The organism is Paenarthrobacter sp. NPDC057355 (assembly GCF_042667405.1).
Taxonomy (GTDB): domain Bacteria; phylum Actinomycetota; class Actinomycetes; order Actinomycetales; family Micrococcaceae; genus Arthrobacter.
Map to the genome: position 1 here is coordinate 67068 of NZ_JBHVAL010000007.1, position 21740 is coordinate 88807.

The 21740-nt window shown below is 62.7% G+C and carries 23 protein-coding genes; 14 read left to right on the top strand and 9 right to left on the bottom strand.

The features are described 5' to 3' along the window. Positions 1–310 precede the first annotated feature (310 nt). The 4 genes from ACFUOZ_RS10265 to ACFUOZ_RS10280 are packed head-to-tail and all read left to right on the top strand — an operon-like array spanning position 311 to position 4443. Positions 311–1102: a DeoR/GlpR family DNA-binding transcription regulator gene (locus ACFUOZ_RS10265; RefSeq protein ID WP_377547563.1), complete on the top strand. Its 792-nt coding sequence runs from the start codon at positions 311–313 to the stop codon at positions 1100–1102. Further along, positions 1099–2085 carry a 1-phosphofructokinase family hexose kinase gene (locus tag ACFUOZ_RS10270; protein WP_377547565.1) on the top strand — a complete coding sequence of 329 codons (987 nt, stop codon included), beginning with the start codon at positions 1099–1101 and terminating at the stop codon, positions 2083–2085. The genes ACFUOZ_RS10265 and ACFUOZ_RS10270 overlap by 4 nt, the downstream gene beginning before the upstream one ends. A 2-nt stretch (positions 2086–2087) precedes the next feature. Continuing rightward, complete coding sequence (locus ACFUOZ_RS10275) at positions 2088–4124, top strand: fructose-specific PTS transporter subunit EIIC (RefSeq protein ID WP_377547567.1); 2037 nt, start codon at positions 2088–2090, stop codon at positions 4122–4124. A 40-nt stretch (positions 4125–4164) separates the two neighbouring features. Then, complete coding sequence (locus ACFUOZ_RS10280) at positions 4165–4443, top strand: HPr family phosphocarrier protein (RefSeq protein ID WP_377547569.1); 279 nt, start codon at positions 4165–4167, stop codon at positions 4441–4443. Between the two features lie 79 nt (positions 4444–4522). On the opposite strand, the gene ACFUOZ_RS10285 is transcribed toward ACFUOZ_RS10280, so the two are convergent. The 4 genes from ACFUOZ_RS10285 to ACFUOZ_RS10300 form a co-directional block, all read right to left on the bottom strand. Continuing rightward, complete coding sequence (locus ACFUOZ_RS10285; RefSeq protein ID WP_377547571.1) at positions 4523–5110, bottom strand: TetR/AcrR family transcriptional regulator; 588 nt, start codon at positions 5108–5110, stop codon at positions 4523–4525. A gap of 4 nt (positions 5111–5114) precedes the next feature. After that, positions 5115–5672 carry a hypothetical protein gene (locus ACFUOZ_RS10290; protein ID WP_377547573.1) on the bottom strand — a complete coding sequence of 186 codons (558 nt, stop codon included), beginning with the start codon at positions 5670–5672 and terminating at the stop codon, positions 5115–5117. Between the two features lie 80 nt (positions 5673–5752). Beyond that, the gene (locus ACFUOZ_RS10295; RefSeq protein WP_377547575.1) at positions 5753–6712 is read right to left on the bottom strand and encodes a DNA topoisomerase IB; all 960 of its coding nucleotides are present in this window, start codon (positions 6710–6712) and stop codon (positions 5753–5755) included. Positions 6713–6751: 39 nt separating this feature from the next. Then, positions 6752–7231 carry a Dps family protein gene (locus ACFUOZ_RS10300; protein ID WP_274259215.1) on the bottom strand — a complete coding sequence of 160 codons (480 nt, stop codon included), beginning with the start codon at positions 7229–7231 and terminating at the stop codon, positions 6752–6754. 310 nt (positions 7232–7541) lie between these two features. On the opposite strand from ACFUOZ_RS10300, the gene ACFUOZ_RS10305 reads away from it, so the two are divergent. Then, a complete protein-coding gene (locus tag ACFUOZ_RS10305; RefSeq protein WP_377547577.1) occupies positions 7542–7712 on the top strand; it encodes a hypothetical protein in 171 nt (56 codons plus the stop codon). 83 nt (positions 7713–7795) lie between these two features. On the opposite strand, the gene ACFUOZ_RS10310 is transcribed toward ACFUOZ_RS10305, so the two are convergent. After that, the gene (locus tag ACFUOZ_RS10310; RefSeq protein ID WP_262276945.1) at positions 7796–8017 is read right to left on the bottom strand and encodes a hypothetical protein; all 222 of its coding nucleotides are present in this window, start codon (positions 8015–8017) and stop codon (positions 7796–7798) included. A 111-nt stretch (positions 8018–8128) separates the two neighbouring features. Here ACFUOZ_RS10310 and ACFUOZ_RS10315 point away from each other — a divergent pair, with 111 nt between their 5' ends. Then, complete coding sequence (locus tag ACFUOZ_RS10315) at positions 8129–8641, top strand: DUF6328 family protein (RefSeq protein WP_377547579.1); 513 nt, start codon at positions 8129–8131, stop codon at positions 8639–8641. A 2-nt stretch (positions 8642–8643) separates the two neighbouring features. Beyond that, positions 8644–9375 (top strand): DUF6766 family protein, encoded by a 732-nt coding sequence (locus tag ACFUOZ_RS10320; RefSeq protein ID WP_377547581.1) that lies wholly within the window; start codon positions 8644–8646, stop codon positions 9373–9375. Between the two features lie 14 nt (positions 9376–9389). Here the strand turns inward: ACFUOZ_RS10320 and ACFUOZ_RS10325 are convergent, their stop codons facing one another. Then, entirely contained in the window at positions 9390–10076 is a 687-nt protein-coding gene (locus tag ACFUOZ_RS10325) for a FadR/GntR family transcriptional regulator (RefSeq protein WP_377547583.1), read from the bottom strand. A gap of 280 nt (positions 10077–10356) precedes the next feature. Here ACFUOZ_RS10325 and ACFUOZ_RS10330 point away from each other — a divergent pair, with 280 nt between their 5' ends. The 4 genes from ACFUOZ_RS10330 to ACFUOZ_RS10345 are packed head-to-tail and all read left to right on the top strand — an operon-like array spanning position 10357 to position 14706. Continuing rightward, positions 10357–11538 (top strand): aminotransferase class V-fold PLP-dependent enzyme, encoded by a 1182-nt coding sequence (locus ACFUOZ_RS10330; protein WP_377547585.1) that lies wholly within the window; start codon positions 10357–10359, stop codon positions 11536–11538. A 58-nt stretch (positions 11539–11596) separates the two neighbouring features. Then, entirely contained in the window at positions 11597–12895 is a 1299-nt protein-coding gene (locus tag ACFUOZ_RS10335) for an ABC transporter substrate-binding protein (RefSeq protein WP_377547587.1), read from the top strand. 6 nt (positions 12896–12901) lie between these two features. Beyond that, positions 12902–13873 carry a carbohydrate ABC transporter permease gene (locus ACFUOZ_RS10340; RefSeq protein ID WP_377547589.1) on the top strand — a complete coding sequence of 324 codons (972 nt, stop codon included), beginning with the start codon at positions 12902–12904 and terminating at the stop codon, positions 13871–13873. Further along, positions 13870–14706 carry a carbohydrate ABC transporter permease gene (locus ACFUOZ_RS10345; protein ID WP_377547591.1) on the top strand — a complete coding sequence of 279 codons (837 nt, stop codon included), beginning with the start codon at positions 13870–13872 and terminating at the stop codon, positions 14704–14706. Before ACFUOZ_RS10340 ends, ACFUOZ_RS10345 begins: the two co-directional genes overlap by 4 nt. Before the next feature lie 45 nt (positions 14707–14751). Here the strand turns inward: ACFUOZ_RS10345 and ACFUOZ_RS10350 are convergent, their stop codons facing one another. Beyond that, complete coding sequence (locus ACFUOZ_RS10350; protein ID WP_377547593.1) at positions 14752–15618, bottom strand: Ku protein; 867 nt, start codon at positions 15616–15618, stop codon at positions 14752–14754. Between the two features lie 38 nt (positions 15619–15656). Here ACFUOZ_RS10350 and ACFUOZ_RS10355 point away from each other — a divergent pair, with 38 nt between their 5' ends. Then, the gene (locus ACFUOZ_RS10355; protein ID WP_377547595.1) at positions 15657–18194 is read left to right on the top strand and encodes an ATP-dependent DNA ligase; all 2538 of its coding nucleotides are present in this window, start codon (positions 15657–15659) and stop codon (positions 18192–18194) included. 91 nt (positions 18195–18285) lie between these two features. On the opposite strand, the gene ACFUOZ_RS10360 is transcribed toward ACFUOZ_RS10355, so the two are convergent. Both ACFUOZ_RS10360 and ACFUOZ_RS10365 read right to left on the bottom strand, forming a co-directional pair. Next, positions 18286–18546, bottom strand: a complete 261-nt coding sequence (locus ACFUOZ_RS10360; protein WP_377547597.1) for a hypothetical protein — start codon at positions 18544–18546, stop codon at positions 18286–18288. 50 nt (positions 18547–18596) lie between these two features. Beyond that, complete coding sequence (locus ACFUOZ_RS10365) at positions 18597–18797, bottom strand: hypothetical protein (RefSeq protein WP_377547599.1); 201 nt, start codon at positions 18795–18797, stop codon at positions 18597–18599. Between the two features lie 239 nt (positions 18798–19036). Here ACFUOZ_RS10365 and ACFUOZ_RS10370 point away from each other — a divergent pair, with 239 nt between their 5' ends. Together ACFUOZ_RS10370 and ACFUOZ_RS10375 are read left to right on the top strand one after the other, a co-directional pair. Then, entirely contained in the window at positions 19037–19825 is a 789-nt protein-coding gene (locus ACFUOZ_RS10370; RefSeq protein ID WP_377547601.1) for a putative protein N(5)-glutamine methyltransferase, read from the top strand. A 279-nt stretch (positions 19826–20104) separates the two neighbouring features. Then, the gene (locus ACFUOZ_RS10375) at positions 20105–21730 is read left to right on the top strand and encodes an MFS transporter (protein WP_377547603.1); all 1626 of its coding nucleotides are present in this window, start codon (positions 20105–20107) and stop codon (positions 21728–21730) included. Positions 21731–21740: the final 10 nt, after the last annotated feature.

Consider the following 21740-nt stretch of genomic DNA (forward strand, 5'->3'; position numbering starts at 1 on the left):
CCGGGCCCGGGAACCCGGGACCAGGTAATAGCCCGTCCACCTAGGAAAGGTTCGCACCCACAGACCGGATCCCGGCAGAAATCCCCCAGTCAGGATCCGATACGAGGGCATGTCGCGCTACAGGGAGCGCGACATGCCCTTTTTTCGTGCCCGAAAGCAACCCCATGAGCCAAGCCCGATCTGTGTTTATGTTGGTTTCTATTGACTTACCAACACAAACAAAGATAGAGTCAATCAATTCCACATCGTTGTGACAGCAATCACGCAAGTGGCTGCATCGAAAATCCGGCTTTACCGCAATGGAGGGTAAGTGTTCGCCGAAGAACGCCAACAACTGATCTCCGCACTCGTCGCAGAGCGCGGACGGGTGAGCGTCACCGACCTCGCCGATCGTTTCAGCATCACCACTGAGACCATCCGCCGCGATCTCGCAGCCCTTGAAGTTTCCGGAAACCTCCGCAGGGTCCATGGCGGGGCCGTCCCCTCGGACCGCCTCAGCACCCGCGAGGAAAGCATCCTCGAGCGTGCGGTGCAGCGCCAGGACGAAAAACTCCGCATCGCCAACGCCGCCCTCGCCCTGATTCCTGAACCCACCACCGGCAGCATCCTTCTGGACGCGGGCTCCACCACCGAGACCCTCGCCGACCTGCTCGCCCAGCGGACCCTTCCCGCCAACAGCAATGAAGAACTGGTGGTCATCACCCACGCCATCCCCATCGCCGGCAAGCTCTCCTCAACGCAGGGCGTCGCGCTCCAGATCCTCGGCGGTCGTGTCCGCGGACTGACGCAGGCCGCCGTCGGGCAGTCCACAGTCGAAGCCGCCTACCGGCTCAGGCCGGACATCGCTTTCGTGGGCACCAACGGGATCCACGCCGTCTTCGGGCTTAGTACGCCCGACCCAGAGGAAGCCGCCGTGAAAGCGGCCTTCGTCAAGTCCGCCCGCCGCGTTGTGGCTCTGGCGGACTCGTCCAAGCTGGATGCCGAAACCCTGGTCCAGTTCGCCACCTTGAAGGATGTTGACACCTTGATTACTGACCAGCAGCCCTCGGCTGAACTCTCGGCGGCTTTGGCCGACGCCGGCGTAGACGTGGTGGTCGCATGATCGTCACCCTCACGGCCAACCCCAGCCTGGATCGCACCGTCGAACTTCCCGGCGCCCTGGCCCGCGGTGAGGTACAGCGCGCCGTCGCCGTCCACCAGGAATCCGGCGGAAAGGGTGTCAACGTTTCGCGGGCCCTCGTGGCCTCCGGCCTCGAAACGCTGGCAGTCCTTCCGGGAGCAGATGCCGACCCCGTCCTTTCCGGACTGCACGACGGCGGCGTTCCGTTTGCGGCCCTTCCCATCGGTCAGGCGCTGCGCAGCAATGTCACGCTCACCGAACCGGACGGCGTCACCACCAAGATCAACGAACCCGGCCCGGAGCTGAGCGGTGAACAGCAGGAGGCCCTGATCGGGCTTTTGCTGGAACGCTCCCGTGGCGCCAGCTGGGTGGTTCTCGCAGGCTCACTCCCACCAGGAGTCCCTGCGGACTTCTATGCCACAATCGCACGCCGACTCAGGTCGGCCGCGGATGGAACGGCCGCTCCAGGCATCGCCATCGACTCTTCCGGGGCCCCGCTTGCTGCGGCCTTGGAGGGCGATTCCCTGGGAAAGCCGGACCTCCTCAAGCCGAACGCGGAAGAGCTCGCAGAGCTTGCCGCCGCCGCCGGTTTCACGGACGTCTCCACAGCTGAGCAACTGGAAGCAGACCCGGCCAAAGCCGCCGAAGCTGCTGCCGCCGTCGTCGCCAGCGGTGTAGGTGCCGTTCTCGCAACACTGGGGTCCAAGGGCGCAGTCCTGGTGACCGCAGACGGAGCGTGGCTTGCCACGCATCCGCCAATAAAGGCAGTCAGCACGGTAGGCGCCGGGGATTCATCCCTGGCCGGCTACCTGCTGGCCGCAACCCAGGGCGGCTCCGCTCAGGACTGCCTCCGTCAAGCCGTGGCACATGGTGCCGCTGCCGCTTCGCTGCCGGGCTCCACTGTCCCGGCAGTCCACCAGACAACCCCCGACGCCGTAACCATCACGGCCCTCCGGAAGGACTAACAGTGACCCAGCTGATCACACCCCAATTGGTCACCCTCGACCAGAACCTGGGCGACTCCCCTGCCGACGTCATCCGCGTCCTGGCCGGCAAGGTTGCCGCTGCTGGCCGTGCCACCGAGGTCGAAGGCCTGTTCGCCGACGCCTTCGCCCGCGAGCAGAAGACCGCCACCGGCGTCCCCGGCGGCATCGCCATCCCGCACTGCCGCTCAGCGGCCGTCACCGAACCCGCCCTCGCCATGGCGCGCTTGTCCCACAAGGTGGATTTCGGTGCCAAGGACGGCCCGGCGGACCTGATCTTCTTCATCGCGGCCCCGGACGGCGCCGACCAGGAACACCTGAAGCTGCTCTCCAAGCTGGCCCGTTCCCTCATCAAAAAGGACTTCACGGCAGCGCTGCGCGCGGCATCCTCCGAGCAGGAGATCGTGGAGTTGGTTGACGGCGCTTTGGCGGACAAGCCCGCTGCGCACGCGGCACCTGCCCCTGAAGCGGCACCCGCAGCGAGCACGACGGCGGCTGCCGCACCCAAGCGCATCGTGGCAGTGACCGCTTGCCCCACCGGCATCGCCCACACCTATATGGCAGCCGACTCCTTGGTTGCCGCAGCACAGGAGATGGGTGTTGACCTTCAGGTCGAGACGCAGGGCTCCTCCGGCGCAAAGCCGCTGGATCCGGCCGTGATTGCTGCGGCTGACGCGGTAATTTTCGCCGTCGACGTCGACGTCCGCGGCAAGGAGCGCTTCGCCGGCAAGCCGGTGATCAACGCGCCGGTCAAGCGTGGCATCGACGAGCCCACCAAGATGGTCCAGGAAGCACTCGCGGCCGCCGAGGACCCGCATGCACGCCGCGTCCCGCACTTCGGTGCCGAGGAGCAGGCAGAGCGTGCCGAAGAGGAAAAGGGTGAGCACATCGGCCAGAAGCTGAAGCGCGCCCTCCTTACCGGTGTCAGCTACATGATTCCGTTCGTGGCCGGTGGTGGTCTGTTGATTGCCCTTGGCTTCATGATGGGCAGCTACGAGATAACGTCGGTTGCAGACAAGATGCTGGCCCAGAACAACCTGTTCAACCTGCCTACCGAATATCCCGCACTTGCCTGGGGCCCGTTGGGCGCCTATCTGGGTGCCGTGCTGTTCAAGATCGGCGCACTGTCCCTCGGCTTCCTCGTTCCGGCGCTGGCGGGCTACATCGCCTACGCCATCGCCGACCGGCCGGGCATCGCTCCCGGCTTCGTCGCCGGTGCAGTGTCCGGTTTCATGGGCGCAGGCTTCCTGGGCGGCATTGTGGGCGGCCTTCTGGCCGGTTACATCGCCTACCAGATCGGCAAGCTCGATGTTCCGCGCTGGCTCCGTGGCCTCATGCCCGTGGTGATCATTCCGCTTCTTGCTTCCCTGGTTGCGTCCGGGCTCATGTTCTTGGTCCTTGGCGCTCCGATCGTTGCCCTCAGCAACGCCCTGACGACTGGACTAAACGGCTTGACCGGCGCAGGCGCCATCATCCTCGGCGTAATCCTGGGCCTCATGATGTGCTTCGACCTGGGCGGTCCGGTCAACAAGGTTGCCTACTCCTTCGCAGTCGCCGGACTCGGAACGGCTTCCATCACCAACCAGGCTCCCTGGCAGATCATGGCGGCAGTGATGGCGGCAGGCATGGTTCCGCCGCTGGCCATGGCCCTGGCAACCGTTCTGGACAAGAAGCTCTTCTCCCTCGCTGAGCGCGAGAACGGCAAGGCAGCGTGGCTCCTTGGGGCCTCATTCATCTCCGAAGGCGCCATCCCCTTCGCGGCAGCCGACCCGCTGCGCGTCATTCCTGCCAGCATGGTGGGCGGCGCGGTAACGGGCGCCCTGTCCATGGCTTTCGCGGTGACTTCCAAGGCACCGCACGGCGGCATCTTCGTCTTCTTCGCAATCGACAACTTCCTGCTGTTCTTCCTTTCGATCGCCGTCGGCGTGGTCATCACCGCGCTTCTGGTAGTCGCCCTCAAGCGTTGGGCAGTGAAGAAGCCTGTCGAAGCAGAAGCCACCCCGGCAACCGTCAGCGTCTAGACTTCCCACGAAGCCACCCACCACCACCAAAGGAGCACCAATGCCAGAACGTACAGCCACCATCGCAAGCCGTGTCGGCCTCCACGCCCGCCCGGCAGCCATCTTCGCCGAAGCCGCGGGAGACCTGGATATCGACGTCACCATCGCCCGTCAGGGAGAGCCGGCCGACGACGCCATGGACGCCGCAAGCATCCTGTCCCTCATGAGCCTGGGTGCTTCCCACGGTGACGTGGTGGTGCTTCGCGCAGAAGGCGACGGTGCGGACGAAGCACTGGACACCCTAGTGAAGATCCTCGAAACGGACCACGACGCCGAGTAGGGACACTCAAACTCCTCAGCGACACGAAAAGAGCCTGGCGACACCCGGATATGGGTGTCGCCAGGCTCTCTCTGTCTTGCTAGGGGCCGGCGAGTTCGTCGAGATGGCGGGTGAGCATGCTGAGCATCGGACCCGCCTCGGGCAGTTCGCCGCTCCACAGACCGTGCATCGCGATTCCATCTAGGAGCGCACGCAGCCGCTGTGCTTCATACTCGGGATCGCGCCCGTGATGGAATTGGCCCACTTCGCTCAGGATCTGCAGAGCCGCGGTGCACGCGCGGTCGACGGCGGTACTGAGCCTGATCGCGGCAGGACGCAGTGCACTATCCGTCAGCGAAAGGACGCCGAGCTGGACTTGCGCAACCAGTTCGAGGCGCCGCTCCTGGTCCAGAGGGAGCAACTGCAGCAGCAACCCATCCACCAGCGCTCGGCCGGTGAGCTCCAGAGCAACAACCCTGGCGGTGACCCGGTCCTCAATGAGTTGCAGGCAGTATTCCCGAAGGGCATGCTGGGTGGGAAATGCCCGGCGCAACGAAGCTGCGGCTATGCCTGCTTCCGCTGCCACCCCGCGTACTGACAGGCCGGTCAGGCCATCGCGCTCAAGAACACGTAAAGAAGCCTCTGCTATTGCTGCGTTCCGTGCCTCTGCGTCGATTCTTCGGGGCATCGGTTCAGCGCGAACCCGTAGCAGCCGGCGAAGGGAGCGGGGCCTTCTTCGGCCAAATCGAGTAGCTCACAGCCCAGAGGAAGTCGATGACGAAAATGATTCCCAGGATTCGGAAGAAATCCGAGAGGGCTGCAGTTCGTTCGGCGTCGTTGACGAGGAAGATAATCGCTCCCAGTGTCGCCGCAGCGATGACAACCGCCAACGCAGTAAGAAGCACATCCCGCCAGCACTTGATGGTGTAACGGGCTCCTGTGAGTCTTTCCGGCGCGGGTCCGCCACCGAACCGATGCTGGAAGTGCGCATCGGCCCAGGCCACCATGCGCTTGCCGTAGGCGACGGAGACGCCGATGTAGACCGCAGCAAGTCCGTGGTGCCACGAGGCCGTAGCACCACCAAGCAGATCGACGGCGACCAAGGCAAGCAGGACAGCATCGATGACGGGAGCAAGGATCAGGAGAATCCCGCCAAGGCGGGGGCTGCGCAGTAGATATCGCGCTGTGAGCCCGGCGAGGATCGCCACCCAGAACGCAACTTCACACACCACGATTGCCAGCAGAATCATTGAGGGCCCCCAAACACCATGTCCATGAATTTTATTAGTACGAGTGTACTCATAAAATCGCAGGGCCGCTTCTTGTCTTGCTAGGTGGAGGTTTCGCCATTCAAATAGGCGGCAATCGAGGCTTCCGTAGGCTTGACCTCCTTCAGCTCTTCCGAGAGGTACGCCTCGATGATCCTCGGATCCACATAGGACGAGCGGGCCACTGACGGAGTGTTGCCAAGGAGCTCCGACGCTTCCTTGATGGCCCGCACGATTGCCTGCCTGGGAGTTCCCTTGTGCCCGGACTTGATGAGGCAGAGGGCGGCGGCAGCAGTGCCTTTCCAGGTCCGGAAATCCTTGGAGGTATAGGCCTCTCCGGCGATGCCCCGGAGATACTCATTGATCATGGAAGCATCCACCGAGACCCAGGTCCCGTTCGCTTGGTAGGCCAGTAGCCGCTCCTTGCCGGGACGATTCGCCAGCGGCTCCAAGAAGGCGGCCAAGGCGGGGTCATGGATGGAGGTGTCCCAGAGCTGGCCGCTCTTGCCGGGGAATTTAAGGAACACATCCGGCCCCTCAACCCGCGCATGGCGGCAGCGGAGCGTGGTGAGGCCATACGATCCGTTTTGCTTCATGTAGACCTCGGATCCCACGCGCAGCGCGCCAAGATCCATGAACCGCACTGCTGCTGCGAGCGTCTGCTGTCGAGGGTCCGCGTCATCCTGGAGATGGACCGTTACGTTGCGGCGGACCGATGGCAGAACAAGGCCAAGCTTGGCCGCTCGGATGAACTTTTCGGTGTCTTTACGCTCCCGCCACCCGGGGTGGTAAATGTATTGGCTCCGCCCGGCGGCGTCCACCCCGGTGGCCAGGATGTGCCCGTGCTCGTAGGGGCTGATCCACACGTCGGTCCACGCAGGCGGGATCGCCAGCGCATTGATGCGCTGGCGATCCTCTTTGCTGACCAAACTCCCGTCGGGATGGCGGTAACTGAACCCCGTTCCAACCTTCCGGCGGACGATGCCGGGCTTGGAAAGGTCGCTTCTCTTCAGCCGTGGCACGGTCTGGGCCCTGTCTTTGCTGAGCCTACGGGGTTTTGCTCAGGCCTCGTCCGGGTCCGTCACAGCCGCGCCGGCGTTCATGATCTCGGCATTAATCATCCAGACCAGCTGCTCAAGACGGGCGATGAACGCGTGCAGCAGGTCCGCCGTCGTCGGATCTTCCTCATCAACCTCGTCGTGAACGTCGCGCATGGTCTGCACGGCACGCTCCACGCGGTCGGTGACCAGCTTGACGGCGTTCTTGGTGCTCACCAGGCCGGCAGGGAATTCCTCGAGGCGGGTTCCCTTGGCGATGGTCGCGCTGCGTCCGTCCGGCAGTGCATGGAGGGCGCGCATGCGTTCGGCGGTGTCATCAGCGAACTGACGGGTTGCCAGGACGAGCTCATCCAGTTGGAGGTGGAGATCGCGGAAGTTCGGTCCCACGATGTTCCAGTGTGCCTGCTTCCCCTGGAGCTGCAGCTCGATGAGGTCGGTCAAGACGATTTGAAGGTTGTCTGCAAGCTGCTGTGACGCTTTCATGTGTTCCTCTCATGGACGTTCATGTGAGCCAAAAAATGTGCCGCAAAACGTCTGCGGCAACTGCCCAATCATCAGGTGACGACTGCGATAAGCCTTTCATAAGGGTGCTTAGTAGTACAATGATGAGTGTTAGTGTTCACGACCGGCGAACTTCATCTGGCGACGAAGCCCGCTGGCTGGTAGCGAAATAGGCACTTCGAGGCTGCGGAAACGCCTCCTGGTACCGGCATAACCAAATCGAAGTAACCCGGAATGCATAATCGGGAATCCCGGATTCATCGAAGATTCCCCGGAAAGGAATGTGCTGACCATGAATACGCTTCTGATCATTGCTGGTGTAGTGGCAATTGTTCTTCTTCTTGTGGGCGGCTTCTCGCAGGCCCTGAGCTGGTTACTGTGGGTGGGCATTGTCCTCCTCGTCATCGCGGCCATCGGTTGGCTGCTGAGCTTCATGTCCAGCCGCCGGGGCCATACGGTATAGAGCGCGGCGGGGACTTCCAACAGATCAACGAGGGCTGTTCCCTGCGTTCACCAGCTGGGCGCGGGATCGGCCCTCCGGTGCACCTACCCTTCCCCGGACTCCTGCCCTGTCGCCGCGGCAGGCGGAGCCGCATCCGGATCCTGCGGTGTTGGAAAGTCGTCGCCCGGCACTTCGGGAACGCCTTCGGCGGGACGCTCAGGAGTTTCACTCCCCCTGCCGCTACCAGGCAGTTCCTGTTCGGGAGTCGGCGTACCGTACCCGCCGGGCTCGCTGTCCGGGTCAACCCGATGCTCGTCGTGACTCATTTTTCCTCCTTGGAATTCCTTTGAGGCCCCGAAAAATATCGAGGAATGCTGACAGTCCGACCGTAGTCCGGCACACCCCCGGCGTCCACCAATTGCTGCGGAGGCATAGGAATGGCAGAGCAGGAGCAAGTTCCAAGGATCGGCAGGAACGAGTCCACGGAAGAACGTATGGACCGCAACTGGATGGAGCTCATTCAGGAACTGCGCGTTCTCCAAACCGGCGTCCAAATTCTGGGCGGATTCCTGCTGACGCTTCCCTTCCAATCGCGCTTCGGCGAACTGGATGACTGGCAGCGCGGCCTTTACCTCTTCAACGTCATGGTGGCAGCCGTTACCACCGTGCTCATTGTCATCCCCGTCAGCGTGCACCGGCGGCTCTTCCGCCGCGGGCTCAAGACCACCCTCGTTTCCAGCGCCGACGTTGTCACCAAATGGGCGCTGGGAGGTGTCGCGTTGCTGATTGTGGGCTCCGCCACCCTGGTCTTCGACTTTACGGCCGGGCGGATCGCAGGCATCGTGGCCGGGGGCTTCATAGTTCTGATGCTGCTGTTGCTGGTGGTTGGGATGCCCCTGTGGCTCTACCACCGCGGCATGAATGGCAACGGAAACACCAAGGAGGAGTGAACATGCCTGGATCCGTCCAAAGCCGTGAGACATCGAGCGGGGGCCGGGGCCAGCTGGGTCAGCGCGGTTCGGTCCGCACTTGGATGAAGGACCACGGCCTTCTGTTGGCCAATCTCGCACTGTTCGCCGTCTTCTTCGGCGGCATGATCCTCTCAGGCGCCGCGGATTACAGCGAGGAGCAGCAAACCCACGGAGGATCCGCCGTCGGCGTCCTTGAGTATCTCGGTACCGGTCACTTCGTGGAAGCCGTCTTCGAGAACTGGGAGTCGGAATTCCTCCAGATGGCCATGTACGTGGTCCTCACTGTCTTCCTCTTCCAGAAGGGTTCCTCGGAATCCAAACCCATGGGCAAGAAAGCTCCCCAGGACGAGGACCCCCGCAACGCCAAGCCAACGGCAAAGACACCGTGGCCCGTAAGGCGGGGCGGCTGGGTCCTGAAGGTCTACGAGCACTCGCTTTCGGGACTGCTGGCGCTTTTGTTCCTGGCATCCTTTGCCCTGCACGCCATCGGTGGAACCGCCGCCTACAACGAGGAACAACTCAGCCATGGCCTGTCGCAGGTCTCCACTTGGGAGTACATCGCCTCAAGCCAGTTCTGGTTCGAATCCTTCCAGAACTGGCAGAGCGAATTCCTGGCCGTCGGGGTGCTGGTGGGAGCATCCGTCTACCTGCGGGAGCGGGGATCACCCGAGTCCAAGCCGGTAGCAGAACCACATTATGAGACGGGCTCGTAAAGGCAGTCCATAGCTTAAAGCCGGGGCTCCGGCCTTAGCTTCCTGAGCCAGATCTCCGTCTGGGCGATATGGGCGGCAGTAGCTGTCGCCGCCATGGTCGGATCCCGCCGCGCGATCGCAGCCACGATTGCGCTGTGGCCGGTAGTGCTGTCCTCGCGCACGGCCGCACCGTCCTCGCCGTCGAAAATGTGAAAGTGGCCGCCCCGGGAGCGAAAAAGCCTGACCAGGGCGTTGAGCGTGGAGTTCCCGCTCGCCCTGCAGATCTCCTCGTGAAACTGTGAATCCAGCTCGGAGTACTCACTCGGGCTGTCAGTGGCCTCCATGCCTTCCACGAGGGCCGTCAGCTTCGCCAGCACTTCAGGCGTAGCGTTGGCTGCCGCGGCAGCCGCGGCGTGGGATTCCATGAGCCTGCGGATTTCGAAGAGTTCCAGCAAGCCGTCCAGTGGCAGCAAATCCACCAACAGCGCAAAGTTCTGAAGGATCACCGTTGGCTCCAGGGACGAGATATAGGTTCCCGAACCATGTCTGGACTCCATGACTCCCAGTGCGGACATGGCTCGCACTGCTTCCCTCAAGGAGCTCCTTGAAACACCCAACTGGGCGGACAACTCGGCTTCAGGAGGACACTTCTGGCCAGCGGCAAGTTCACCTGAGGCAATCTTGTTCCTCAGGCCCTGCATAGCGGTTTCAACAGCACCCAATACGTCCCCTCCTTCAGATCCCGGTATCACGCTACCGCACCGAACTGCACGGGCGGCGGAGTGGCAGCATTGTCATGCCTTCGTACCAAGACATCGTATCTCTTGCGCATACAGAGGCCCGATAAGCAGATGAGGGGACGTGAAACGCCAAAGTCATCTTATGACTATTTTGGATTGTCCGTTGTCTCGGCAGTATCTGTGATGTAACTTACAGAGCGTTGCCCTATTTCTCCCGACGAAGGACGCCGTGATCCCAGCACCCCTCACAGTCCCCCGCCCGATGTTGACCCCCGAGGGCCAACCCGCCATGGCTGACTGGAGCCTCACCCCGTCCAAGGTCCACCTCAACCACGGCTCCTATGGCTCCGTTCCCCGGGCCGCCCAGGCGCAACAGTTAGGACTCAAGGAACAGATGGACCTGAACCCCTGCCCGTGGTTCATGAGCCAGTACGATCTGGTGGCCGCGGCGCGAAGGGAAGTCGCAGCTTTCCTCGGTGTGGATCCCCAGCACCTTGCCCTGGTCCACAACGCCAGCGCCGGAGTGAGCACGGTGTACAACTCGCTGGATTTTGCTCCCGGCGCGGAGATCGTGACCACCAACCATGCGTACGGGGCGGTACTGCAAGGGGCAGAACGCGTAGCCCGCAGAGCCGGTGGCCGCGTCCGGATCGCGGAAATCCCCCTCGATGCGGACGCAGAGACAGTTTGTGCCTTGGTAATGGCCGAAGTGACTCCCCGGACGGCCCTGATCGTGGTGGACCAGATCACCTCCGCAACGGCCCGCGCCTTCCCTGTTGAAGACATTGCCCGCGAGGCTTCCCTCCTGGGAGTTCCCGTACTGGTGGACGCAGCCCACGCTCCGGGCGTACTGGAGTTTCCGGTTCCCGACATTGAAGGTTTTTGGGTCGGCAATCTCCACAAGTTTGCCTGTGCGCCGCGCGGAACGGCAGCCCTGGTGGCGCGGGGAACACACGCAGATTCGTTGGAACCACTGATCGACTCCTGGGGCTTCCCTTATACCTTTCCGGAAAACTTCGACCACGTCGGTACCCAGGATGTGACCTCCTGGATGGCAGCCGGAACAGCTTTTGACACCATCGAAGAGCGATACGGTTGGGACACCTTCCGGACCTACGCCAAGGAACTCTGCGACTACGGCCAGTCACTGATCGGCGAGGCCTTCACCAATGCAACAGGCCAGAACCCGACGGTCGACGTCGGCATGCCTGTAGGGCCATTGCGCCTGATCCGCCTGCCGGACGGGCTGGCCACCACCCACGAGGATTCCCACGCAGTCCGCGGCTACATATCGGAGCACCTGGACATCGAAACAGCCATCACCACTTTCAACGGGCAGGGATACCTGCGGCTTTCCGCCCACTTGTACAACTCCCCGAAGGACTACGAAATCTTCGCGGAGAAGGCGGTTCCGGAACTTGTCCGGCTCGCCCGCTCCCTCTAGACCCCACCCGCACCCGCTCAGCCGGTGCAAACACTCAACCAATCAACGGAGGACCCACGTGAAATCGAGAATTATGGCGTCTGCGGCAGCAGGCCTGGCGGCAGTTCTTGCACTTGCCGGGTGTGGAGGCGGCCAGCAGCAGGCGGCCGATGGCAAGGTCACCTTGAAGATGGTGGAAAGCCTCACCAACCCCACCCGCACGGAGACCCTGAAGAAACTCATTTCAGGCTTTGAGCAGGCAAACCCCGACATCAAGGTGGACCTGATCTCGCCGCCTACGGATCAAGCGGACCAGAAAATCCAGCAAATGCTCCAGTCCGGCAAGGGCATCGATGTCGTGGAGGCCCGCGACATCACGGTGGGCTCTTTCGGCGCCAACAACTGGCTCTACGATATGACCAAGGACCTTGATGGCTGGGACGGATGGAACAACCTGACCGAGAACGCCGTCACGTACTCCAAGCAGAACGGCAAGACCTACTACATCCCTTACGGTTTCTACGGCCTTTCCCTCTTCTACCGCACGGATCTGGTCAAGCAGGCCGGCTTCGATGGTCCTCCGAGCAGCTGGGAGGAGATGGCGAAGCAGGCCGAAGCCCTTAACAAGCCCTCCGAAAACAAGTTTGGATACGCCTTCCGCGGAGGGACCAACGCCAACTCCAACGCCGTAGCCATTATCGAGGCGTACGTGGCGGACGAGATCGACCGGGAGAACGCCTTCAAGCTGACCAATGGCAAGACGATCTTCTCCTCGCCCAAGGCCCAGCAGGCCATGGATCTCTACATCGACCTGTTCAAGAAGGGCTCCCCGCCGTCGTCCGTAGCATGGGGCTACCCCGAGATGGTGCAGGGCTTCAGCAACGGCTCCACGGCCTTCCTGCTGCAGGACCCCGAAGTGATCGCCACCGTCAAGGAGTCCCAAGCCATCAAGCAGGATCAGTGGAATGTCGCCCCGCTCCTGGTGGGGCCGGGCGGCAAGGCCATCCAGCCCGTGGCCTCGGCCGGCTGGGGCATCGCTGAGTCTTCAAAGTCCAAGCCCCAGGCCGTCAAGCTCATCAAGTACTTGGCACAGGGTGACGCTGCCACCACGTTCAGCAAGGACAACAGTCTTGTACCCACCCAGAAGTCCGCAGCCCAGGACACCTTCTACAGCACGGGCCCTTGGGCTGCCTACGTGAAGATGACGGAGAACCCGGATACGTACGTTTCGGCAATCCAGCCGCGCAGCGTCTCCTGGTGGACCGAATGGATCAAGAAGTCCGACGGCGAACTTCAGCGGGTCCTCACGGGCCAGATGTCCACGAACGAACTGCTGTCCAGCTGGGATACGTACTGGACCGAAAAGATGAAGGGGTAACCTCCGGTGACTCTCGACGTCAAGCAGGCCGCACCGCCCCCTTCGGGGCGGAAAGCCGCGCGGCCGGAGCCGGGCAGGGGCAGCTCGTCCAAAAGACGCTTCAACGGCCGGACAGCAATGACCTTGCTGGCCTTCCTTGCTCCGGCCGCGGTGTTCGTGGGGATCTTCACGTACTACCCCATGATCGCCGGCAGCCAGATGGCGTTCCGGAACTGGAACCTGAATGATCTTTCCGATACCTCGTGGATTGGCTTCGGGAACTTCCAGAGCCTGTTCGATGCTCCCGAGTTCGGAACGATCGTCCGCAATACCATGGTGTGGGTTGTGGGATCGCTGGTCCCGCAAGTGGTGATCGGGTTCGCGGTGGCGTTGTTCCTGAAGCGGCGCTTCCGGATGCGCGGGGCGTACCAGGCCATGATCTTCTTCCCCTGGGCCGTGTCCGGTTTCCTCATCGGCATGCTGTTCCGGTGGATGTTCAACGCGGAGTTTGGCGTAGTCAACGACCTCCTGATGAAGGCCGGGCTCATCAGCTCGCCCATTCCGTGGCTGTCAGATCCCGGCTTCGCGATGACCGCGATCATCATCGCCAACATCTGGTACGGCGTGACGTTCTTCGCCATCATGATCCTCGCCGCCCTGCAGTCGGTGTCGGACGAGATGTACGAGGCCGCCGCTTTGGATGGTGCAGGCAAGGTTCGGACGTTCTTCAGCATCACGCTGCCGAGCATCTCCACCACGCTGGCGTTGACCATCCTGTTGCGGGTGATTTGGATCTTCAACTTCCCGGACATCATCTTCGCGATGACCGGTGGCGGTCCGGCCGACCAAACGCACATCATCACCACCTACATGATCAAAATTACCCAGGAAGGCGACTACGGCAAGGCGTCCGCCCTGGGATTGATCGTCATGGTCACCCTCATGCTTTTCGCAGCCTTCTACCTCATGGCCGTCCGCTTTCGAAAGGCAGACCGATGATCAACACTCCGACACTCGCGGGCCGCATTTCGAAGGTGGTTTTCCTTGGCCTTTGCCTGATCGTCACTGTCTTTCCGCTGTACTGGATCGTGGTGACGTCCCTCAAGGAGCCGGGGGCCATCTACTCGCTGCCCCTGGATTACTGGCCGCGGCAGTTGTCGTTCGATAACTACGTCGGGCTTTTCACCAAGTCCGACTTCGGCCAGTACATGCTCAACAGCCTGGTGGTGGCGCTGGTTGCGGCGTCGGTGGCGACGCTCATCTCACTGCTCTCCGCGTATGTCCTGGCCCGGTTCCAGTTCTCCGGGCGAGGTGCCGTTCTGGGCGCGTTCCTCATTACGCAGATGATCCCGGGGTTCATCGCCCTGGGACCGCTGTACCTGATGATGACCGACTTCGGCTTGGTGGATTCCAAGACAGGCTTGATCCTGATCTACATCGCCATCTGCATCCCGTTCTGCACCATCATGCTGCGCGGCTTCTTCGAGAACGTCCCCGACGCTTTGGAAGAGGCCGCAATGATCGATGGCTGTTCCAGGATGGGCGCGCTCTTCAGGGTCATTGTTCCCGTGATGCTGCCCGGTATCGCGGCGAGCTTTGTGTTCAACTTCGTGAACTGCTGGAACGAACTGTTCCTGTCGGTGACCCTGATGAACAGCGACAGCAACAAAACCATCCCGACGGCGTTGGCCGGCTTCATCTCCAGCTTCAACATCGATTGGGGTTCCATGTCCGCTGCCGCGGTGTTGACGGTGGTACCGACGCTGGTGATCTTCGCTTTTGCCAGCAAGTTCATTGTCCAGGGACTGACCGCCGGTTCTGTGAAGGGCTGACGCTGGACCGACCGTCGGGCGCCCCTCAAGGCGCCCGACGGCGGTTCACGCCTTTTTCTTGGCCCGCGCCTTTGGCTTGCTGTCGGCTTTGCTGGCGGCAGCGTCGTCGTCGGACGCTTTTTCCTTGCCGCGTTTCTTGTCCAGGCTTCGCTTCAGTGCCTCCATCAGGTCGATGACGTCGCCGCCCTCGCCTTCGCCTTCGACATTGCCGAAGGTGGCCTCGGTATCCAGGGCCTCGCCCTTTTCCAGCTTTGCCTCTATGAGCGTTTTCAGCTGGGCCTGGTAGTCGTCGGTGTATTCGTCGGGGTCGAAATCATGGGCCATGGATTCCACCAGGGCCGAGGACATTTCCAATTCCTTGTCCGAGATCTTGATGTCCGTTTCCAGGGACGGGAATTTGGCTTCACGCACCTCATCACCCCAAAGGAGCGCCTGCAGCAGCAGCACGTCACCTCTCACCCTCAAGGCACCGAGCCGCGTTTTCTGCCGCAGCGCGTACTGGACGATCGCGATCCTGTCCGTGTCCTCCAGTGTTTGCCGCAGCAGCATGTAGGCCTTGGGCGACTTGGAATCCGGCTCCAGGAAGTAGCTGCGCTCGTACATGATCGGGTCCAGCTGCTCGGCGGGAATGAACTCCACCACTTCGATTTCGCGGCTGTTTTCCTCCGGCAGGGACTTCAATTCCGCGGCCGTGAGGACCACGGTGCGGCCTTCTTCCTCGTAGGCCTTGTCAATATCCTCGTAGGCAACTACTTCGCCGCAAATTTCGCATTTGCGCTGGTACCTGATGCGTCCGCCGTCCTTATTGTGGACTTGGTGCAGGCCAATATCGTGATCCTCCGTGGCACTGTAGAGCTTCACTGGTACGTTGACCAGACCGAACGCGATAGATCCCTTCCATATAGCCCTCATACACCCAGTCAACAGCACAACACAGCGGAGGAGAAGAGGTGGCAGGCAAGCAGCAGGAGCGCGTCAACGTGGAAGGCCACGAACTCACCCTGACCAATCTGGGCAAAATCATCTACCCGGAGACCGGCACCACCAAGGCTGAGGTGCTTGAGTACTACGCCACCGTGGCCCCTTTCCTCATCCCGGCCGCGGCCAACAGGCCGGTGACGCGCAAGCGCTGGGTGAACGGCGTGGGCACTGCGGAACACCCGGGGCAGGTCTTCTTCCAAAAGAATCTCGAGGATTCCGCACCCCGGTGGATTCCGCGGGCCGCCATCCAGCATTCGGACCACACCAACGTTTATCCCATGGTGAACAACCTGGCCACGCTCACCTGGATGGCCCAGATCGCTTCCCTGGAGATCCACGTTCCGCAGTGGCAGGTGGACGCGTCCGGGACGCCGTTGAGGCCAGACCGCTTCGTCCTCGACCTCGACCCAGGCCCCGGCGCGGGCCTGCCGGAGTGCGTGGAAGTTGCCATGCTGGCACGCTCCATCCTGCAGGACATGGGCATGGATCCCGTTCCCGTCACCAGCGGGAGCAAAGGCATCCACCTGTACACCGGTTTGGACGGCACCTTGAAGTCCGAGCAGGTGTCCGCATTCGCCCACGAGCTCGCGCGGGCCCTGGAAACCGACCACCCCGACCTCGTGGTCAGCGACATGAAGAAGTCCCTGCGCAAGGGCAAGGTGCTGGTGGACTGGAGCCAGAACAGCGGCAACAAAACCACTATCGTGCCCTACTCCCTCCGCGGCCGCGCGTTTCCAACGGTCGCCGCACCACGCACGTGGGAGGAGCTCGAGGACCCTTCGCTGGAGCACCTTGACTACAGGGAGGTTATGGAGCGGGTCAGTTCGGGCGAGGATTGCTTTGCGCCTATTTCGGAACGGCACCTGCCACCCCACACCGAGGACGGGACGGACGACGGCGGTACTCCCCGCAGCTCGGTCGGGGCCAGGGAGCGTGTGGTGACGGTGGAGAACCGTCTCGCCAAGTACGTCGGGATGCGCGATCCGGACAAAACCCCGGAGCCGTTTCCGTCGTCGTCGGCTGCTTCCACAGCGGTGTCCAGCGCAACGTCAGCCGGGCAGCCCAAACCCGGCGACCCGGCACCGCCCGGTGGCATCTTCGTGATCCAGGAGCACCACGCGCGTCGGTATCACCTGGACCTGCGGCTGGAACACAACGGGGTCCTGGCTTCCTGGGCGCTGCCGCGCGGAGTCCCGGAAACGCCGGACCGGAACAACCTGGCCGTCCATACGGAGGACCACCCGATGGAGTATGCGACCTTCGCGGGAGTAATTCCCAAGGGCGAGTACGGGGCCGGAACCATGACCATTTGGGACCGCGGCGAGTTCACGTGCGAGAAATGGCGCGATGACAAGGAAGTCATCGCCACGCTCACGGGCGAGCCCGGCGGTGGCCTCGGCGGGACCAAGCGGCTGGCCCTGATCAATACGGGTGACCGATGGCTGATCCACCTGATGAAGGAGCAGCCGGGCGGCAAACGGAACGTCAAAGCAACGCCTGCTGCCAAGCCTGCTGCCAAGCCGCGTGAGCCTGAGCCGCCACCCTTGCGGGACTACGCACCCATGCTCGCTACGTCCGGAACAACTGCCGATCTCCGCGGCGGCAACTGGCTCTATGAACTCAAATGGGATGGCATCCGGGCCATCATCACCGGAACCGAGGGGCGGATCCGGCTGATGAGCCGCAACGGGAACGACCTCACAGCCACCTACCCCGAGCTCACCGACCGTGCCTGCTGGCCCGATGGCGATTTTGTGGCCGACGGCGAAATCGTCGCCCTGGGCAAGGGGTCCCGGCCGGACTTTGGCCGGCTGCAACTGCGCATGAACCTGGTCAAGGCTGCGGACATCGAGCGGGCACGGGCCTCGGTTCCGGTACAGCTGATGCTCTTCGATCTGCTGTACGACGCCGGAACGGACTTGAGCGGGCTGCCTCTGCTCGAGCGGCGCAAGAAGCTGGAGGCGTTTGCGGAGCGTTTGCCCGCGGGCTGCCCGCTTCACGTTTCCGCCGTGCTGGACCACGACGTCGAGGACCTCATGGCCAGCGCTGCCGATCTGGGCCTGGAGGGGGTTATGGCCAAGAAGGCCGACAGCCGTTACACGGTGGGGCGTCGCAGCGGGTCGTGGATCAAGCTCAAGCTGGAGCAAAGCCAGGAAGTGGTGGTGGGCGGTTGGCGTCCGGGAGCCGGGGCCCGGAGCGGGACTTTCGGTGCGTTGCTCCTGGGCATCCCGGACGGCGACGCCTTGCACTATGTAGGCAGGGTGGGCACGGGGTTCAAGGACTGGCAGCTGCGGGAGATCATGGAGCGGCTGGAACCGTTGGCGGTGGACGATTCACCTTTCAAGGACATTCCGAGGGAGGACGCCGCCGGTGCGCGTTGGGTCAAACCGGAGCTGGTGGCCGAGGTGACTTTCGGCAATTGGACAGGTCCTGGCAGGCTGCGCCATCCGGTGTGGCGTGGGTGGCGCCCGGACAAGTCCCCTTCCGACGTCAGCCAGCCCAACTAGGTAACAGCAAACGTTCCACTGGGCGTCCAATGGAACAAGTGCTGTTACCCAGTTGGGCTGGCGGGGTGGTCGGTTGGGTGCGGGTGAGGGGTCAGGACGAGTGCGGCATCTGCGGACGGCTGGTCCTGTGGATCGCCGTTACCGCCGCTCCTTGGCCCATACGGCCATGGGCTTGGTCGCGGTCCTTCGGGTGCCGGCGTTTGCCGTTGCCGTCCGGCCATTGATTGCCCTGGTCAGCTCCCAGCGCCAGGGCAACGCCTGTTGGCTCGGGCATCGGTGCCATGTCCATGGACTCCACCAAGTGGCTTGCAACCTCAGGATCGATGCCCTCAGCGTTGTGATTCGCAGTCATGGTTCTTCCTTTCCAGTGCGCGTGTTTTCCTATGGGCTTGTCCGCCGGAGTTACCAGCGGACCTTCTTCTCTGTCTTGGCCATCTTGCCGCTGGCCGATGTGGGCTTGTGCCCCTTGCCGGTGCTCTGCCAGCCGGCCGGAGCGCCGCCGCCGGATTTGCTGGCAAGCATTGCCCTTTGGGCGTCGGTCAGCTTTGACTTGATGCCGCCGGATGCGGGCTGCTTGTTGTCGTTTGAAGGGTTGGCAGTCATATGGACTCCTAAAGTGTGTGAGTCCTGAAGAGACACGTATCCCGTGGCGTTTGGTTCAAGAAAAGGCGTCGACAACGGGAACGGCGTGGAGGCAAGCCTCAACAGGCATGGATTTTTGTCATCTGAAACGCAGCTGCATGCTCACTTCGAAGAGCACGGGCCGGTCTACTCAAAAATCAGTGTTCCCATGCGTCATACCCTAACCATCATCCTGCACATTTGTGAACCCCCCGATTAGCATGGCTCTCGTGAGCCGGAGCAAGTCGATCGTCGCCGCCCTTCGCGATGCCGGCTGTGTTTTCGCCGAGGACGAGGCCCGGCTCCTGATCGAGGCCGCCCACCATCCGGACGAACTAAGCCACATGGTGGACCTGCGGGTTGGCGGCCTTCCGCTCGAGCACATCCTCGGTTGGGTGGATTTCTGCGGGACCCGTATGGCCGTTGGCCCGGGCGTCTTCGTGCCGCGGCGTCGCACGGAGTTCCTGGTGCGACAGGCAGCGTTAACCACCAAACCCGGCGCCGTCGTCGTCGATCTCTGCTGCGGCTCCGGCGCCATAGGTGCCGCACTTTACGATCTTCTGGGCGCTTGCGAACTGCACGCGGCCGACATCGACCCAGCCGCCGTGGCATGCGCGCAACGGAACCTGGGGCCTCGTGGCGGCGCTGCCTACCTGGGCGATCTCTTCGAGCCGCTCCCCCGCCGGCTGCTGGGACGCGTTGACGTGCTCCTGGTCAATGCCCCGTACGTCCCCACCCGTTCCATCAGCATGATGCCGCCCGAAGCGCGGGTCCATGAACCCGCGGCAGCGCTCGACGGCGGCCCTGACGGCTTGGACGTCCAGCGTCGCGTTGCGCTGGGCGCGCCTGTGTGGTTGTCCCCGGGCGGGCTGCTTCTGATCGAGACCTCCCGGCAGCAGGCCGGCACCACGGCGGGGCTCCTCGCGCAGGCCGGGTTGACTCCGGAGGTGGTGACGGACGCGGATCTCGATGCCACACTGGTGGTGGGGGCCGCTCCCGGCCAGGGATGATTCGTCACTTAACAGTGCCCGATTCAGTCCCGTTAAGTGGGCATAGCTAAACAATTTGGTAACAACGCGCTTCGCGGGGCAAAAACCGCCCGACATCCGCGTCCTTGCAGGGCAAAAGCCGGTAATGAGATGCAACACAGCTAGGCAATTTGCACCCCTGAGAGGGCCAAAAATCGGATCTCAACTCGGGTTTCGGGCCGAAACCGCGTAAAATTGAAACCCTGCCCAGAGCGGGGCAGCAGAAGTCGCAAGCAAATGACCTCCCTAGGAGAAGCCCAAATGCCCACAGACCAAAGCAACACCGTCTCTCCGGATGGCGCAAGGAACGCCGCCGGAAACACAGCATCGGCAGGCCACACCCCGGCCGCCACCAACGCAATAAAGAACGCAGCAAAGAAGGCAAAGCTCCGCCCGAAGCGCCGGTTGAAAGAATCGGACGTCAACGTGGTGGACAAGCCCATGCTGCGCAAAGCACTCGGCGGAACCATCGTCGGCAACACCATGGAATGGTACGACGTCGGCGTCTTCGGCTACCTCATCACCACCATGGGTCCGGTCTTCCTGCCCGAGGCTGACAAGTCCGTCCAGACACTCTTCCTTCTGGGCACTTTCGCCGCAACCTTCATCGCACGCCCCCTCGGCGGCGTCGTCTTCGGTTGGCTCGGCGACAAGGTGGGCCGCCAGAAGGTGCTCGCCGCAACACTGATGCTGATGGCGGCAAGTACGTTCGCCGTCGGCCTTCTTCCCGGCTATGCGCAGATCGGCATCTGGGCCGCCGCATTGCTGGTGATCCTGAAGCTCGTCCAGGGCTTCTCCACCGGTGGCGAGTACGCCGGTGCCACAACCTTCGTGAGCGAGTACGCGCCGGACAAGCGCCGTGGCTACTTCGCGAGCTTCCTTGATATGGGCAGCTACATCGGCTTCGCCCTGGGTGCCGCCCTGGTATCGATCCTGCAGCTCACCCTTGGACAGGCTGCCATGGAGGAATGGGGCTGGAGGCTTCCGTTCCTGATCGCTGGTCCGCTGGGCCTGATCGCTGTGTACTTCCGTAGCAAGATCGAGGAATCCCCCCAATTCCAGGCCGCCCTGGACGCCCAGGAAGCAACCGCCAAGGACGCGGCATCCCACGATGCCGCTGTTGCCAAGGGTCCTGTCGGCATCATCAAGGCGTACTGGCGCCAGATCGTGCTGGCAATGATCCTTGCCGCCGCTGCCAACACGGTCGGTTACGCACTGACCTCCTACATGCCGACGTACCTCACGGACTCCAAGGGTTACGACCCCGTGCACGGCACCCTGCTGACCATCCCGGTCCTGGTGATCATGGCCGTGTGCATCCCGCTCACGGGCCGACTCTCGGACCGTATCGGTCGTCGTCCGGTCCTGTGGATCGGCGCGGGCAGCACTGTCCTGTTCGCAGTCCCCGCCTTCATGCTGATCGGCATCGGTGACATCTGGTCCACGCTGGCCGGCCTGGCCCTGGTGGCGTTCCCGGTGACGTTCTACGTTGCGAACCTCGCGTCGGCACTGCCTGCGCTGTTCCCGACGTCCAGCCGCTACGGCGGAATGGGCATCGCCTACAACTTCTCAGTGGCGATCTTCGGCGGAACCACCCCGTTCATCGTCCAGGGCCTGATCGAGGCTACGGGCAACGACATGATGCCCGCGTACTACCTGATGGCAACGTCCATCGTTGGTGCCATCGCCATCTACTTCCTGCGTGAATCGGCCCAGCGTCCCCTGCCCGGCTCCATGCCCAGCGTGGACACACAGGCCGAAGCCCGCGAACTTGTGGAGACGCAGGACACCAACCCGCTCATCAACCTGGAAGAGATGCCGTTCGACGGCCAGCCCATCGATGACGCCGTGTTCGGCTCGGGCAAGAAGGACATGACCCCCGCGTAGGAACCGTTTG